Source organism: Kordia antarctica, from assembly GCF_009901525.1.
Lineage (GTDB): Bacteria > Bacteroidota > Bacteroidia > Flavobacteriales > Flavobacteriaceae > Kordia > Kordia antarctica.
This window is the reverse complement of sequence record NZ_CP019288.1, coordinates 552631-569427: the sequence shown is the minus strand read 5'-3', so window position 1 is coordinate 569427 and position 16797 is coordinate 552631. Positions and strand designations below refer to the sequence as shown.

Here is a 16797-nt window from a genome sequence, read left to right as displayed (position 1 = left end):
CGCTCAAGCAATTTGGCTATTATTTGTTTGCAACCAAACAACCATGGCTGAAGTTAGTTGAATATTTTCAGTAAAAGATGCGGTATTCATACAATCTTCAATTTGCTCCCAATCAGAAAGTATTGGCACGGTTTCAATCGGATCATCATTATTGGGATCATCATTTGGATCATTATTGTTTCCGCCATCTGCTGTTCCACCGTCACCCGATGGTGCTTGTGTGCCACCGCCAGAACAAGTCCAAACATTGACCGTTTGCCACCCACAACTACGTGTTGGCATCGTACAATTAGAAAGAGTTGCACAGGGACAGTTTTCGCCCCAGTTATGACCTTCACGACCTGTACACGGTGTTTCTTCACAATTATATTGTTGATATGTATTCAAAATTTCAGGAACACCATCTAAACAAGGATGAACATCATTTTCAGCTTGTAGCAATGTGTCGCCGTCAATACGCTCCATAACGGCATTGGCACGATCTAGCTCTGTACCTTGATCAGTGATAATGCGTGGATATTTGACAAGAAACTGATATTGCGAACCATCATCAAAATGAAGTAATAGATAATTAATCAGATAAGTTTGATACTCTGCGTGATCAAAAACGGAAGTTGTGTATTGTGTATAAGTATTGCGTTCAATGATTTGTACCATGCTCAAATCTAGTGTAAAACCTGCGGTATCATTTTCTGCATTGTCCAACGCGCCTGCATGTCTTGAGGTTTCAGATAATCGTTGATAGATAGTTGGATTAATAGTACGCAAATGTTCGCCCGATTCCATTATTATACTAAGTTGCGGTTCTAGTGTTTCAATTTGTTCATTTTGACGCACAGCATCATCATGTTGACAAGAAATTACAATCATCAGGGCTGCTAAGACACTAAGGGGAAATAATCTGAAAATACGTTTCATAAATAACTTTTGTTTTTTTAATTGTAAAAGTTAGGTCTAGGGGAAACTTATTTATTCAAATATAGGTAAAAACTTACAAGTATTGAAGATATTGTGTAAGAATTTTGAAAATTCAAATATACGCTCACTATTTTAAAGCATTTTGTGTGCATATTATTATGTTTATAATCCAGTTGTTGTCTCTTGACGAAAAAATCATAGATCAAGCCAATACTATTTTATTAAAGCTAAATGTTACTTACCTATTATTCCTTTATTACCTTCTCCTGCAACAAAACATTCCCATTAAAACCAAAAGCTTTTACAAAATAAATTCCTGTTTGTAAGTTTGGTAAATTGATGGTTTTTTGATTCGAATTAATCGTTTCCGTAAATAATAAACGTCCGTCAATACTGTATAATTCTAAGTTGGAAATTTGATCGTTTTCAGTTTCAATTGTCAATTGATTCGTGAATGGAACAGGATAAATTCGCGTTGTTTTTGATTCAAATTCTTCTGTGCTTAACACAAAATATTCAGTTGCTTTTGCAAAAGCGTCGACGCCAATTTGTATTCCAATGATTCTTCCTTTGATATCATCAATCGGAGGATGAATTCCGCCCCAAATTCTTGATAAACTTGTTTGGTCAGAAGCATCACGATAGGTTGCCCATTGTAGTGTGAATGACGCACTTGGTCCTTTTTCAAATACTAAGAAATTGTCTTGTGGAATGTCAAACGTTCCCATTCCGCCAGGGAAATATTCGGTTCCTGTTAGTAAAGTTAATACTTCTGCGGCAGCTCTTGAAAAAGTAGAATGTCCTGATAGATATCCTGCAAAAGGCGGCGTTACAAATGTTCCACGTTGATATGGCCACCATTTACTCGCTAGAATCCAGTCAACACCAGCAATATCCGTTGTCGGATCGCTAATATAATCAGGTCCTTTCCAAGCAAATATTTTTATTTTCCCAACATTTTCATCACTCGTACCTGCTAAAGCATCTCCAGTTTCAATTAATTCAATATATCCTGGAAGTAATGGCAAACCATGCGGATCGTAACTTGGAAGTGTTGCATCAGAACTTTGTCCTTTTCCAGCCATGTACCGAATTGCCGAAATTGGTCTTGGGTAATCGTAATATCCTTTAATTCCCCATATATTAATCGCCGCGTCATGCATTGCGCCGCCGAGCGTTAAGTAACATTTTACATCCCATTGTAAATCATCTAAGATTACTCCAGAACCATTCAAACGCTTTACTGTTAGTGGATGATCGCTGACATAGTTCATGATTGTAAACCAATGCCCAGGAGGCGTTTCTGAATCTGGTCCATCTGCCCAAAATTCTGCCAACACACGCGCGTAATCTGATCTTTTTACAAGTTGTGGAGTGTATGGTAAATTTGTAACCGGATTCAGGCTGCGACCTGTACTCGGATCGCCACCTTGATAGATATCATAGAATGTTTTGTATTCTTCAAATGTTTGAGGAAAAGCGGTTGTATCAAGATTTCCTAACGCGCCAGGCGAAATATCAATCATCGTATTATCGGCAGGATCTAAGTGTGAAGACCATAATGAAACCAATGCAAAATGCCACTTATACGGATCGTCAATTCCATCTTCATTTGAGTTTTGAATGTATGGTGGCGCACCAGGATCGTTGTATACATAACAGTCAAATCCGTCATTTATAATGTCTAAATCTTCTGGTTTGAGTGAAAAAGGCGTCACTTCTCCCCATTCTGGACTAAGAAAATCAGGCGTATTTAATGGAAATACATTTCCGCTTTGATCTACAAATACATCAAAAGCCAACGGCTGCCATTTGTCTGGATTGATATCGTTGGTGTCTTCATAAACCTCCAGAATTAACGGACTGTTTGAAGGCGTATAGTATTGATTTGCATAATCATTTTGTTCATTTGAGCCATCTTGCAAGCCAAAATTGATGATTTCATTTGCCAAATAATTTCCTAAAGCTGCATATGAACCTGAACTGTAATCTGTTGATGTGAAATTTACATCATAACCGTAAGATTGAAATAGCGTTTGAAAATTGGATAGGGAAGTGGTTGCTCCAGGCGAATTTGCAAAACGATGTGTTAATAGTCGATACATTGCATAACTCATGGTTTCATGTTGCGCTGCAGCAATATCAGTTGGTGTTGCAATTCCGTTGAAATTACACGTATAATTCCCATAGGTTTTTCCTAAGAATACCGTTTGTGATTGATTGTTGAAAATTGCCCACGAATCGTACATGACAATAGAACTATGAAATAGATTTCGTGCATGAACCGTTGGACGCGCAAAATCGCCACGAATAGCGCTGAGTAATTCTTCATTCCAATCGCGCGCTACTGAATGTTGTGCTTGTAGAAATGGTATGGAGAGAAATAAGCTTAAAAAAGCTGTTATAATAATCTTTTTCATTTGGGTTGATCGAGAGTTGTTGTAAACTTAAGTAAAAGATTGTTTTTTTACAAACTAATATAATATTGATGACAAACTTTTAAAGTATTTGAATAAACACCTTGTATTTATTATTTTATTTTCTTTGTCTTTGCTCGCACAAAGAATACTGAATCAAGTTCAGCACAGGCTTCAACAAAAGAAAGTGCGCTTTTCCAGAGGTGTTTCTAGTTTTTTCTTTGAAAAACTAGAACCGCAATTCTTTTTCTAAATTTTTTCCAAGGCTTCAAAAATTTTTAACGAAAAAGTCTTGCTACACTTCGGAAAAGGATCAATTCCGTGTTATTTTGCATCTATATTATAATAGACTTAGGAAAAAGATTGTTTTTTTACAAACTATGTTGTTTTTAATGCAACTTGTTTTGTATTTCTTCCTAAAATCCAGAGAATCAACAAGGAACAACAACCACAAATTAGGAATCCAATGAATAGAGGATAGGCTGTATTTGTGACAAATCCGCCAATGTATGTTGCAATCGGAACTGCCATTATTGTTGAGACAAAACCATTGATTGCCGCGCCAATTCCTGCAATGTGTCCAAGTGGTTGCATTGCTAACGAGCGTAAATTCCCGAAAAGAAATCCGATTGAAAAAAATTGTAATCCAAAGAAAGTCAATAAGATATATACATTTGGATTCGGTTGACCGAAGAAAATAATAAGATATAGAACTGGAATTGCAGTAAACGAAATCATGAATGCAAATACTAGTTTGTACATTCCGTATTTTAGAACAAATTTGCCGTTTAGAAACGTTGCAAAACCAACAGAAATGGCTAGTGCCGCAAATAGGTACGGGAATTCTTCAACCATTCCGTATTGTATTTGAAATATTTGATCTGCCACACTTAGATACACCATGAATGATCCTGTAATAAATCCTGAAATTAGTGTAAACGCAATAGCCGTTTTGAATTTCATAAATTCTTTAAAGCCACTGATAAATAGTGTTTTAGATAGCTTTATTTTATGTTTTGGATTCAGTGTTTCGGGTTGTCTTTTCCAGAGCCAAATCATGATGATTGCACCAAATATTAGTTGACTGTTAAAGATGGAGCGCCAACCAAATGTATCTAACATGAGTTTTCCTAACGCTGGCGCAACTACAGGAATTATGATAAATATAGCGACAATAAACGACATTATTTTTGCCATATAATCTCCACTAAAACTATCGCGAACCATTGCAATACTGATGGTTCGTGGAGCTGAGAGTCCGATTCCTTGTAGAATTCGTCCAACAATCATCATTTCTAAACTTGTCGCAATGACACAGAGAAAACTAGCGAGTACAAATAATGTAAATCCGATGTAGATGACTGGTTTTCTACCAATGCTGTCAGATAGCGGACCAAAAATGAGTTGTCCAAAACCTAATCCTAAGAAAATCATGGTGATTAGGAGTCGTTTGTCTGTGAATTCTGTGATTCCGATGGAAATTCCAATCGCGTCTAAAGCAGGAAGTATGGCATCAATTGAGAGTGCTACAATTGACATTAGCGATGCCATTAGGATGATAAATTCTGTTTGCGATTGTTGTTTTGGAATCATTGCGCAAAAGTACAGTTTCTAGTTTGTTTTTTAGTTGAAAAGATGAAAGATCGCTTACTTCGATAAACTCAGCACAGGTTGCATTTAGAGTCAAGAATAAAGACTTGATTGTGACTAACTCATAATTGGAGTTTCTATTTGAAAAAGATATTGTTTTTATCATTTCTATGATATGAAACTTTGTCATGGGTAGGTTTTGGTTTTTGAATGATTATATGAAAGGATTAGTTTTAATTTAAAAAGTGGTTTATTTAATTTAGGAGAGATTTAAAGCAAATGGAGGATTGGGAGAATTGTGTAGTTGGCTTGATTGATTGTGATTGTTGAAATACCCTATTTAACATAATATAAATTATAGTACAAATTATATCATTTTGCAGATTATACTAAAATCATTAAAAACCCTTTAAAAATAGTATCTATGAAGCATTTTAACTTTAAGAATTGTCAGTTTAACTATACTGTTGTAAATAACGTTTATGTTCAAAAAACTAAATCGCATTGGTTTTTGAGATTGTTGCGGAAGTTTATTAGAATGATTTTCTGAGAATTTAATATTCTGAACTATGGTTAAGAAAGTTTGAAACATGCGATTCTCGTGGATTTGAACTTTCACATGTTTTAACTATCTCAGTCAATTATATGAAATTACTTAGTTTCGGGTTTTTGAGAAATGATTTTACTGATGTCATCAAGTTATATATTGTTTCCATAATCGGTACTTTGATTCAATACGCGAACAATTAAAATCCCGTTTGTAGTAGTTACATAAAAATCTTTCTAAAAAGTAAAATTTACGTCAAACTGAACTTGATTCAGTTTCACATAGCCTTTGAAAATTAGCATGATGAGATTCTGAAATAAATTCAGAATGACGCTTTTCAAATCTTTTGAGAAAGCCTCATTCTTTGGCTTGTTTTAGTCCAAACGTTTCAATTCCGTATTCGTAGATTTTAGAAAGATCAATTTCGGTTTTTCGTGATAGTTTATAATCGCCCATCTGCTTTCATTCGTTCTTCGACTTCTTTCATTATATCGGGAACAGATTTCTCACTAATTCCACTTTCCATACCTTCCGTTATTGCTGCTTTTAGCGCTGAGAATTTGGTGTTTTTTGCTATATCATGTCGTACTAAATCTCGAAGGTATTCACTATCATTTGTAAATTCTCCTGCTTCGATTTGAGATTTGATCCATTTATCTTGTTTTTCCGTAAATGTGATTGTTTTTCTAATTGTCGCCATCATCAAATGTTTAAATAATCATACTATTGGTGCAATTTAGCTGATTTATTTGTGATTACAAAGTTTAATTTTAGGTTTTTGTGTAATGCCATTTCCAAAATATACAAAAGCAGACTTAGAGAAAATCGTATCTACACAACTAGATAATCTGAATGCAGTTCACGATTTACTAAAGATTATGAAACTCCAAAATGAACTTATTGAAAATGCCAATAAGAAACTAAAAGATGAAATTATTGACTTTAAGAGACGAGTTAATTATGGAACTGGGAAGTTTGAGTGATATAAATTCAGTTTTGTTGACCTAAAACAAATTCTTTGATATCTTTAACTTTACCAACTAAAGAATCTTCTAATTTTAAAACATATAAATTAATTTTTTTTCCATCACGCCCATGTGTATGACCAAAGTGTTCACTTTGATTACCGATTTGAGATGTTATAGTCAAATCTTCCAATCCTTTAACTTTTAGACTATCTTTTACAAATTCTAACCAATCTTTCCTTTCAACAGTTATATTATTAATATATCTCACATTTTTGAAATTAGTATTTGTGGGAAATGGACGAGATAAAAAATCGTCCTTCATAATTTTGGAATTTCTATTGTCTATGTAAACAGATTTTCCAATATCAACTTTTCCTAAATTCACATTATTTAAAATGGAATTTCTAAAATTCACACCTTTGATATTTGATCCTCCAAAATTCACATTAATTATACGTGCCCTGCGCATTTCAGAATTTTCCAAATTTGTATTTGAAAAACTAGAATTAGAAACATCAACATTAGTCAAGAATGATTGTTTAAAGCTACCTCCAGCAACCATACAATAACTAAAATCACTTCCACTTAGATTTGCGAATTTAAAGTTAGAATTAAAAATTTTTGATCCCTTAAAGCTTGAGTTAGCTAGTTTAGCTTCACTTAAATATGCATTCTCTATAGTTGTATTTTGTAAGTCTGAATAAGTAAAATCACATTTTTTTAGTATATTTTCTTTTAAAAATGCTGTATCAATCTTACTTATCATTAATGAGATTAATAACTGTCCTCTTTCAGGGCTTAATGGTTTATCTATTAATTCTCCATCTTCTAAGTAATAATAGGGTTTCATGACTGAACTTATACTAACTATCCTTCCCACTAACGCATCAGATAAAATCCTTTTAGTATTATTTTTATCTTGAAGTTCTTTATTTAAATCACTCAAAATGTCTCCTAATATTATCATTTGAGCTGACCTTCTCGACGCTTCAGATAGAAATGATTGTTGTTTAATATATTTGTTTTGAGATTTAAAAAGACTTGTTTGTTGTTCAATTTTACGATTCTGATTTCCTAACAATCTATTTTGTTGAATCAATAAAATAGTTGGTAAAAGACCAATAATAACGGCAAAAATTCCAATTCTCGTGATTCTCCATATAATGTTAGCTCCCAAATCAGCAATAGTATCTTTTGATAAAATCCTTTTTTCATTAAACTCATCAATAGAATTAATAATACTATTCTTTAAATTAACACCAATTATTGGAGTTGCAATTTTTTTTAAAAACCAATTCCTATTCTTTTTATTTTCTTCAATTTTCTTATCTCTATCAGTAATTATTTTTTTTAATTCTTCATTTTCTTTTTTGAGATTTTCAATTTCTTTTGAATCATCCATTATAACAACTACTTTTATAAATTAAGTCATTGTAAATATAAGCTATTTTAACAAGTAACATTTTACGGAAACCCGTATTACAAGATAATATATGTAATATTTATCTCATTCCACAACTATTCCACTTCGCTCCTATGTCACTTGTATAAAAATTGTTCTAGTACCTTTTGTGAAGAAACTTTTTAGTAAGAATTTTTTAAGAAATTGTAGTATGCCAACGCAAAGTAATATAACGCGAGAACATTATAATACAAATGTGTTAGATTAGTAAAATAGCGAATACTGCGTATTTAGCATAATTGTAGATATAATGACACGCTAGTATTTTGTATCGTGATTGCTTCGCAGTTATTGCGCACAAACGCTTTATTGCTTTTTTAAAAATAATTATCAAGAACATTATAATACATTTTTAAATACGAAGATTCTAGTGGATACTTCGTATTGAAAATAAAAAATCTAATAAAAAAAAACCCGAAGCTAGTTCAGGTTCATAAATGTTAGGTTTGTTTTTACAGGAATTATTCTTTAACAAACGCTGGTATAATAATTTCAGAAATTTGAGTCATTATTTTATCTTCTCCATCATGACCAGAAATTACAATAGTTAAGTCAAGTTCTTCTATGACTATTACCCGTTGTCCTCCGCCTCCCCAAGCAAATGTGGTATCATACCTTTTATTGCCAACCGTTATAATTGTTTGATACCAAAAATAACCGAAACGATAGTCTTTAGGCATCCAATCTTGAGTAGGTTTCACAATTCCACTGGTGGCTTTGGCAAGGTATTCTGCAGAAATAAGCTGTTCGCCTTTTAGTTTACCCTTATTGAGAACTAAATGACCCAATTTGAGCATGTCGCGAGACATGATACTTGCACGCCAACCTGCTTCTGGCAAACCACTCATATGAGTTGACCATTTATAATTTGTAATACCGAGTTTGTCAAGTAACTCAGTTTTAATAAAGTCCTCAGCAGTTCCAGGGACAACGGCGTCAATGACCGCCATCACCAACATTGGATTGTAATTACCGTACAAATAAGTCTGAGACTCTGAGGTTATAGGTCCGCTTTGCTCAAGAAGCATCTGAACCAACCCATGACCTTTTAATTGAACGGAATCTTTCTCAATTTCTTTCCATGCATCTCTATCTATATTCAGTCCTCCGTGCATCGTCAATGCTTTATGGAGTGTAATTTTTTCTGCTCCTTTAGTAAATTTTTCAGGATTCAACTCTTTAAAAAAATGAATCAAAGGTTTGTCTAGGTCTTCCATGGTCAGATAACCGAGCTGAATAGCTCTTCCCAATACCAAACTGGTATACGCTTTTACTGCTGATGCCTGTCCATGCGGTAAGTTGATACGCCCTTTTTTGTAATAGGATTCAAAAACTAATTTGTTTTTGTGTGAAATGAGTAACGCATCATAGCTTCCATGTTTGCCATCAAAAATATCTTGAGAGAGTTTGAGAATTGCGTTTCGATCATTGCTATTTACCGCTAATGTATCAACTGATATTCCATCTTTTCTATCCTCTGGAGTTGTGCTAATAAATGCATTATTGAGGTGTGGAATATCCCAGAATGAGACGTCATAATTGTCACTTGAAACATGATTCATTAAGGATGACAACCAAGCGACACTTCGAACTGCTGTCATAGGGAATGCAGTTCCATGATTACCATAAATCACTTCTTTATGTACGGACAAACCGCCATCTCTTCTATCTTTTAGTAATATAATAAATTCCTCGATAGGTTCAACCATCTCTTTTTCTAATGAGCCACGTGAAATAAAAACATTAGCCTTCAGACTCGAATTTCTATTTGATGCATCGAAAGGTCCAAATTTAGTATTAAGTTCAGTTAAATAAGGAACATCATTTTTGATCGATGGACTGCCAAGAATGTAATTGTTAAAGGTATCTGGTTGAGACAGTAGTATGTAAGTACCAAATTCTCCACCCATTGAATAGCCGAAATAAGTACGACTATTTGGGTCAGTTCGATAGGATTTGTCAACATAGGTAATGACATCATTGCGAATAAAGTCTAAATGTTTATTAGCTTGTCCTAATTGGTATTTTGCTTGAATTTTAGGTTTAGTTGATTTACGACTACTATAATCTCGGAACCGACTTATATGCGCTCCTCTCTCTTTTTTTAGGTCTTCATTTATGTCTTTTTGCCAAGAAATTCCAACTAGAATTACATCTTCTAGCATATATTCTGTGGAGGCAGATAGTATTTCAACATGCCATATCGCATCTGTATAGTAAATCACTGGATATTGAATATCATTATTTTCTGAATACCCTTCTGGTAGCTTAATATACAATTCATATTGCCTGTCATTTTTAGTATCCTTTATCGGGATTACTTGTATTTGTGGTAATACTAAAGAAGAACCTTCTACATTGGATACGAATTCTTTTGTACTATTTTCCTGCGCAAGAGCAGTATTTGAAAAAATAGTGATTGACAGTATTAATATTTTAATTGCTTTCATATGTGTCTTCTTTTATTAGTGATAGGCATTCGTATATAGTTAACTTTTACTTTGTAGGTCATTTTATTCAAGATCAAACAGTCCAGATTTGGAAAGCTGTCGCGAAATGACATCAAGTTGATTTCGTTGACGATCCGTATTGGAAGTTCCGAAAAATGCAATTACTAAATCTTTCGCAGGTGATATATAAAGACCTTGACCTCCATGTGCACCTTTATAAAAATCGCCATCATCGTATACTGCGCCCCATTGATAGCTGCTATATTTCTTTTCTTCTAAATCCCGTGACATATTGAGGTTTTTATTTACATCTCGGATTTTAGATAAATGCGCATCAGAAATTAATGGATTGGCGTCCTTTCTACCACTAGGCGTAAAAGCAAGACCAAATCTGGCAAGATCTCTAAGAGTTGTGGACATTCCATCGGCATAAGAAATAGAGGTTCCATTAGCATTGATTGCTAAAAGGGCACTATGTTCTGTACCTATCTTTTTCCATATTTCTTGTTCCACAAAATCGCGAAAGGTAAGACCACTAATTTTTTCAACTAGTAGCGTTAATACCATAGCATCGGCATTCGACCATTGGTGCTTCGTTCCTGATGGTCTAGCAGATTTTGCTGTAGCTAAATCTTTAATTGGGTCAAAACTTTTCTCATAGTTCTCCAATGGTATACGATCAATTCCGGAACTCATGTTAAGAATATCTAGTACTGGAACACCTTCCCAACCTGAATTTTTAAGCCCTTCAAAGTAGTAATCAATGGGTTTGCTCGTATCTATTAAATGGCTATCTTCAAGAATGGCAACTGAAGTACTCACAAAAGTTTGGGTGATTACCATATTAATATGCAAATCGGTTGGGAACATTCTCGGATAGCCTTCAAAGACGATTTTGCCTTTATGAATTATTATTAACCCATTAACTTCTACTTGCTGTACATAGTCGTTTAATGATAGTCCGCCTCCTTTTTTTAAATCTGTTGGAGTACTGAAATTTTTTATATCATCTCTTGGTGTTTCTTCCAAAATTTTTGGTGTATCTGACCTAAGTATGCGTGAGTGATTCCCAATTTCGGAGAAGTTTAGGTAAAAATAACGCTCCGTATCACCATAAACTGTCCAATTGCCGCCTTCGTACATATGTTTATGGAATGCGTACTTCTCTTCTTGCGTAAATCCAGCATAATTATACGTTTCATATTTTGGGCTGGTATTGTTTACGATATCAGCGTCCTTTTTTGGCTCATTTTTACATGCTAGAAAAAGAATTATGATGAAGAGAACTGAGATACTGTTTTTCATATTATTTTTAATTAAATGTTGACTAAAGATATAGTATTGTCTAGGTTTAATTTCTTAAATAGGATAAACACAACAATTAAATGATAAAGTCATTTCGTCATTGATATCACGCTTTTGTATAATAATTTAGATAATTTCTATTCATAGATGGTATATTTATCTAATTTTTAAATGAACATATGTTTGAAAAGTCATTAAAGAATACAATCCTTATAAATATAGGAGCCTTTTTATTGGTGCTCATCCTTGAACTATTAAGTGGATGGATGATTGCAGATCGATATGACACGCCTTTTTCTTTTTTTTTATGGGGATTTAAATATGCCATTAATATTATGGCAGTTATATGGATAAATCATTTTGTTCTTATTCCTTACTTTTTTGATAAGAAAAGATATTTTATATACGGACTTTTACTCATTGGGAGTATATTTCTTGTGGCATATTTAGAAGCTTATGCTAATAACAACTGGGCTGGTGTTACTAAAACTTCTTTATTTCATTTTTATACCACAGGTACTGGTATGGCTGCTTTTTTTTTAAGAAGAAATATGATCATCCAAAGAGAAAATGCTGAGAAAGAAAAATTACAAAAAGAGATGGAGCTTACCTATTTAAAAGAACAGGTGAATCCTCATTTTTTATTCAATTCATTGAATAGTATTTATTCCCTTTCTAGAGAACAATCGCCAGAAACTCCTGATCTTGTCATGCAACTCTCAGAATTAATGAGATATCAATTAGAGAGTTCTAAAAAAGAGTTTGTTTTATTAAAAGAAGAGATTGAGTTTGTAGAAAATTATTTGTTACTTGAAGAAAAAAGATTAAGTAAACGTTGTACTGTTGAGTTTTTAATTAAAGGAGACTTATCAGGCTTAATGATTGCTCCAATGTTGCTCATCCCTTTTGTTGAAAATGCTGTTAAACATGGTGCCCAAAGTACAAATGAACAGAGTACTATTGATATTTCTGTTTCTATAAAAAACAACACGCTTCATTTTTGCGTAGTTAATTCTAAGCCTCACAAAGTTTCTTCATTGAAAAGAATAGGACTGGGTCTTGAAAATGTGAGAAGACGTTTAAATCTTTTATATCCTAACTCTCACATATTGAAAATTGCTGATAAAGAAAAAAAATATCATGTAAATTTATCTATTGATTTAGCAGTTTCAAAATTTAAAAAAGCAGTTAATGATTAAAGTTGGTATTATAGATGACGAAATACTAGCACGTAAAGTGTTGGAAGACTATTGTTCTAAAATTGACAACTTTGAATTAGTAGTAAGTACAGGAAATCCGCTTGAATTCATTAATTTTATTCAGCAAAATGACCTAAATCTCATTTTTCTTGATATAGAAATGCCTGAACTGAATGGTATGGAAATTTTGCGTTCTATGATAAAACCACCTAAGGTTATTTTAACTACTGCTTATTCTGAATATGCATTAGAAAGTTATAATTATGGTGTTGTAGATTATTTATTAAAACCTATAAAAATTGAACGTTTTTTAAAAGCCATAAATAAAGTTTCAGCTTCAAAAATAATACAACCCAAAAAAAATAGCGGAAGTGAAGAACTTCAAATAAAACATGATGGCATGCCTGTTAATATTTCATTTGAATCAATTTTGTATATTCAGAGTTTTGGAAATTATTTAAAAATCTTTACCGATTCAAGAATGTATCTTATTTCCGAAACACTTATTAATATTACTACCTTATTATCTGAAAATTTTCAACGCACACATAAATCATACATTACCAATTTGGATAGAGTGACAAAAGCAACCAAAACACATGTATTAATTGAAAATAATAAAGTCCCAGTCAGTGCTATGTATAAGGTTATTGTTTTTGAAAAATTGGAAGGTTTAGCAAAAATATAAAATAGTTAATTTCCATTTACTCACATCTTTCCTATTATTTTTTAGCTGAGTTCATGAACCTCAATCTTTTCGGTTTCACACACATTCCACTAAGCTCCTATTTGATAGCTCTAATAAGAAGGAAAAGAGATAAGTAAGTTGTTTTACTTATATTTTTTTAGAGAACACGATATTTTCATAAGATTTTCCATTGACTATAAAATTTAATTCTCCAACGTTTTTAAATTCATTTTTTTCATAGAACCTTATGGCTCTATTATTTTTTATGTAAACGGAAAGCCACATGGTATCTAATTGTAATGCTTTGGCTTGCTCTTCAACAAAAGTTAGTAACTGTTTTCCAATTTTTAAGGGTATAAAATCATTTAGGATGAAAATTCGTTCTAATCGACAACTGTTTTGTGAAGCAACATTTTCTTGTGTAGCATTTACTACTAATTTCACATAACCAACAGGTAAATCATCTACATACATAATATGGAACAGTTTATTAGAGTCATTTAGTTCTTGCGTTGTTTTATTTACTGAAAAATTCTCGTCAAGATATTTTAATAGCGTGTTTTTATCATCTAAATAATGACCATGAGATTCAGCCCATGTTATTCGTCCTAAAAGTGCTAAAACTTCTATATCTGCTTCGTTGGCTTTTTTTATTTTAATCATTTTTATTATTTTTTATTCGTAATCTTCTTATGTGAAATCCATGGAGAAACACTGCAATTGTGCATCCTACTATTATTGGAGTAGCGCTAATTAATGCGCCATATAAAATGTAACCCATATTCGCAATTAGTGAAATTAGTCTCAACTTATACTCACCTTTGGTGGACATAGAATATAGATTAATCACTAAAGCAATGTATCCAATACTATCAATTATTAATGGGTTCATAAGTTATCTTTTTTTTTGAGATTTCAGATGTTTTCATTTTATAACTTAATACTATACTTAATATAGCTACAATAGTAAGTATATTATCTTATATTTACAATAACGGTCAAAAATGATAGTTTAATTAAATTGGGAATATGCACAAATTCAATGGAAAAGAATATCCCTGCTGTACAAGTTTAGCAATGGGAATTATTGGTGGGAAATGGAAAACTGTTATCATATACCATCTGAAAAATAATACATTACGCTATAATGAACTTAGAAAGAAAATACCTTGGATAACTGAACGCACCTTGAGTTTACAGTTAAAAACATTGGAAAAAGATGGAATCATCAAGAGAAAAGTTTATACCTCAAAACCACCGCTAAAAGTAGAATACTCCTTAACCGAGTTTGGCGAAACTCTATTACCCGTAATACAAGTTATTATAGATTGGGGAAATTATGTAATTGAACATAAAGTCGATTAATATAAAAAACTATACGGGTTTTCAAGTGCTGATTCTAGAAAGATTTTTTAGAAGTATAATCCCATTCCATACAGATTCCCACTTCGCTCCTACACTTCGATAAAGTTTATCTTGAGTTTGTCGAAAGGCTCAGCGTAAACTCACTTGTATAAAAATTGCTCCATTACCATTAGCAGAAGATTTTTTTAAAACCTTTTCTTATCTTTTTCTTCTATTCGTGACTTGGTTTACCATAACCTAACTTAATATTCAAATCTCTTATCGTTGAATATAAATCAACCATGGAACCTTTTTTAATAATCCAATGTGTAATTAGTTCTAAAATTTTATCTGCATCTTCAATATGTCCCATTCTACTATCTGCTCCACGAATACCTTTTTCATCAATTCTATGACCTCTAGTTAAATAAGTATTCTTTTCTTCATAGATAAAATCTCTTGCTTTTTTATAACCTTTACCTTCTGGCAAATGCTTTAAAAGCAACTTACTAATACCTTTATAATAAATATCGTATTTCCTTTCTGGGTCATCAATATCTCCTAAAGCAAATTTCTTTAATTCATTTTCAGTTTGCAGTATTCCTTCTGTATCAATTGTTAACTGCTCTCCTACTACTTCATCAGCTTTAGAAATAAGCATCATTCTTTCTAATTCTTCTTGCTCTAAAAGTTTTTCTGATTCTTTCTTTTGATTGCTTTTTTTATTATCACTCATCATCTGTACTATTAAATATTGAATATTTCTTTTTTTAATTTTTCTGTTGTTTCTTCAACAGATTCATTTTCCCAAATGTTTACATTTAAACTATTAATAGCTAAATTGATATCGGGCATTTGGTTTTTAAATTTCCCCCAACGATTAGTATCGTACATGTAAAAGTTATAAATTATGCTGGAATGTACCTGTGATTTTTCAGCGTATTCTTTAACGAGAACAGATTCATTAATAAAAGGCAATATGTATTTAGACCGTTTTTCATTAAATAAATATTCTCGCGCAAAATTATTTGCTTTTTCTTCTTTCAACCATAAGTCTGGTTCTCCTGTTAAGTGATATTTAACTTGTTGTATTTCATCAAAGTCATATAGAACATGGTGTAATTCGTGCATTAATGAAAACCATAAAGTAGGATATCTTTTGTATAAATCATTTATCACAATACAAGGTTTTCCATCGACTACAAAGGTTGCACCTCTAACAGATATGTTTGGTAATGATTCTTGATAAATTACAGTAACACCTATAGAGAAAAGTGCTTTTACAACAGTAACTAAACCTTTTTTTACGTTTTTAGTATAAGAGCGAATTTTGGGGATTAAATCAATTAGCTGTTCTCTGCTATATGAATTTGGGTTTTCCAAAAGTTTAAATTGATAAAGTGCAGATTGCACCCAAAACTCTCTCATTAAATCACTGGAACTTCTTTTTGTTCTACTAAAAGCTGGAGTTACAACTTCTTTTGCAAAATCATAGATAGAATTCAAACCAAAGAATTTTACTATTCTGTTTTCAATTAAATCATAATCTGTTTTAGAAGAAATGAATTTCTTTTTGTGTAATTGAGGTAAATCAAAATTTTGAACTATAAAATTATTTTTTTTTGCTTTTTCTATATCTCCAATCTGTTCACTTGGTAATTCTTGCAGATATACTTTAACAAAATCACTTATTGGTAAATTTAAAAATTGTGCCAACTTGATTATAGTAATAATGCCAACACGTTTTGCTTCCTTATTTAAAATATTGTTTAAGCTTTTCTTTTCAATACTAAGCATTGCTTCAACTCTACTTTGTGTTATTCCTAACTCATCAATCCTTCTTTTAAAAAGTATACTAAAAGGCTGTTTACTACTATTATCTGCAATGTGTAATGGTTCGATTAATCGA

The 16797-nt window shown here is 32.3% G+C and carries 14 protein-coding genes; 4 read left to right on the top strand and 10 right to left on the bottom strand.

The window, feature by feature from the left end:
• Window positions 1-3: 3 nt before the first annotated feature.
• From IMCC3317_RS02470 to IMCC3317_RS02455, 4 genes are all read right to left on the bottom strand, one after another.
• Complete coding sequence (locus tag IMCC3317_RS02470; RefSeq protein WP_160127925.1) at window positions 4-918, bottom strand: hypothetical protein; 915 nt, start codon at window positions 916-918, stop codon at window positions 4-6.
• A gap of 245 nt (window positions 919-1163) precedes the next feature.
• Complete coding sequence (locus IMCC3317_RS02465; RefSeq protein ID WP_160127924.1) at window positions 1164-3338, bottom strand: T9SS type A sorting domain-containing protein; 2175 nt, start codon at window positions 3336-3338, stop codon at window positions 1164-1166.
• A gap of 375 nt (window positions 3339-3713) precedes the next feature.
• Window positions 3714-4928, bottom strand: a complete 1215-nt coding sequence (locus IMCC3317_RS02460; protein WP_160127923.1) for a multidrug effflux MFS transporter — start codon at window positions 4926-4928, stop codon at window positions 3714-3716.
• 986 nt (window positions 4929-5914) lie between these two features.
• Window positions 5915-6172 carry a type II toxin-antitoxin system ParD family antitoxin gene (locus tag IMCC3317_RS02455; protein ID WP_160127922.1) on the bottom strand — a complete coding sequence of 86 codons (258 nt, stop codon included), beginning with the start codon at window positions 6170-6172 and terminating at the stop codon, window positions 5915-5917.
• 85 nt (window positions 6173-6257) lie between these two features.
• Between IMCC3317_RS02455 and IMCC3317_RS02450 the strand changes: the two genes are divergently transcribed.
• Window positions 6258-6455 carry a hypothetical protein gene (locus IMCC3317_RS02450; protein ID WP_160127921.1) on the top strand — a complete coding sequence of 66 codons (198 nt, stop codon included), beginning with the start codon at window positions 6258-6260 and terminating at the stop codon, window positions 6453-6455.
• A gap of 7 nt (window positions 6456-6462) precedes the next feature.
• Here IMCC3317_RS02450 and IMCC3317_RS02445 read toward each other — a convergent pair whose 3' ends face one another.
• The 3 genes from IMCC3317_RS02445 to IMCC3317_RS02435 form a co-directional block, all read right to left on the bottom strand.
• Window positions 6463-7842 (bottom strand): pentapeptide repeat-containing protein, encoded by a 1380-nt coding sequence (locus tag IMCC3317_RS02445; protein ID WP_160127920.1) that lies wholly within the window; start codon window positions 7840-7842, stop codon window positions 6463-6465.
• A 521-nt stretch (window positions 7843-8363) separates the two neighbouring features.
• Window positions 8364-10352, bottom strand: a complete 1989-nt coding sequence (locus tag IMCC3317_RS02440; protein ID WP_160127919.1) for a serine hydrolase — start codon at window positions 10350-10352, stop codon at window positions 8364-8366.
• 63 nt (window positions 10353-10415) lie between these two features.
• Complete coding sequence (locus IMCC3317_RS02435; protein WP_160127918.1) at window positions 10416-11657, bottom strand: serine hydrolase domain-containing protein; 1242 nt, start codon at window positions 11655-11657, stop codon at window positions 10416-10418.
• Between the two features lie 179 nt (window positions 11658-11836).
• Between IMCC3317_RS02435 and IMCC3317_RS02430 the strand changes: the two genes are divergently transcribed.
• The gene (locus IMCC3317_RS02430) at window positions 11837-12856 is read left to right on the top strand and encodes a sensor histidine kinase (RefSeq protein ID WP_160127917.1); all 1020 of its coding nucleotides are present in this window, start codon (window positions 11837-11839) and stop codon (window positions 12854-12856) included.
• On the top strand, window positions 12849-13544 hold the full coding sequence (locus IMCC3317_RS02425) for a LytR/AlgR family response regulator transcription factor (RefSeq protein ID WP_160127916.1): 696 nt from the start codon (window positions 12849-12851) through the stop codon (window positions 13542-13544). The genes IMCC3317_RS02430 and IMCC3317_RS02425 overlap by 8 nt, the downstream gene beginning before the upstream one ends.
• 147 nt (window positions 13545-13691) lie before the next feature.
• On the opposite strand, the gene IMCC3317_RS02420 is transcribed toward IMCC3317_RS02425, so the two are convergent.
• Window positions 13692-14207 (bottom strand): GNAT family N-acetyltransferase, encoded by a 516-nt coding sequence (locus tag IMCC3317_RS02420; RefSeq protein ID WP_160127915.1) that lies wholly within the window; start codon window positions 14205-14207, stop codon window positions 13692-13694.
• A gap of 366 nt (window positions 14208-14573) precedes the next feature.
• On the opposite strand from IMCC3317_RS02420, the gene IMCC3317_RS02415 reads away from it, so the two are divergent.
• Window positions 14574-14909 carry a winged helix-turn-helix transcriptional regulator gene (locus tag IMCC3317_RS02415; protein WP_160127914.1) on the top strand — a complete coding sequence of 112 codons (336 nt, stop codon included), beginning with the start codon at window positions 14574-14576 and terminating at the stop codon, window positions 14907-14909.
• A gap of 211 nt (window positions 14910-15120) precedes the next feature.
• On the opposite strand, the gene IMCC3317_RS02410 is transcribed toward IMCC3317_RS02415, so the two are convergent.
• Both IMCC3317_RS02410 and IMCC3317_RS02405 read right to left on the bottom strand, forming a co-directional pair.
• Complete coding sequence (locus IMCC3317_RS02410; RefSeq protein ID WP_160127913.1) at window positions 15121-15624, bottom strand: hypothetical protein; 504 nt, start codon at window positions 15622-15624, stop codon at window positions 15121-15123.
• A gap of 11 nt (window positions 15625-15635) precedes the next feature.
• Window positions 15636-16685, bottom strand: coding sequence for an ImmA/IrrE family metallo-endopeptidase (locus tag IMCC3317_RS02405; protein WP_160127912.1), 1050 nt, complete (start codon window positions 16683-16685; stop codon window positions 15636-15638).
• Window positions 16686-16797: the final 112 nt, after the last annotated feature.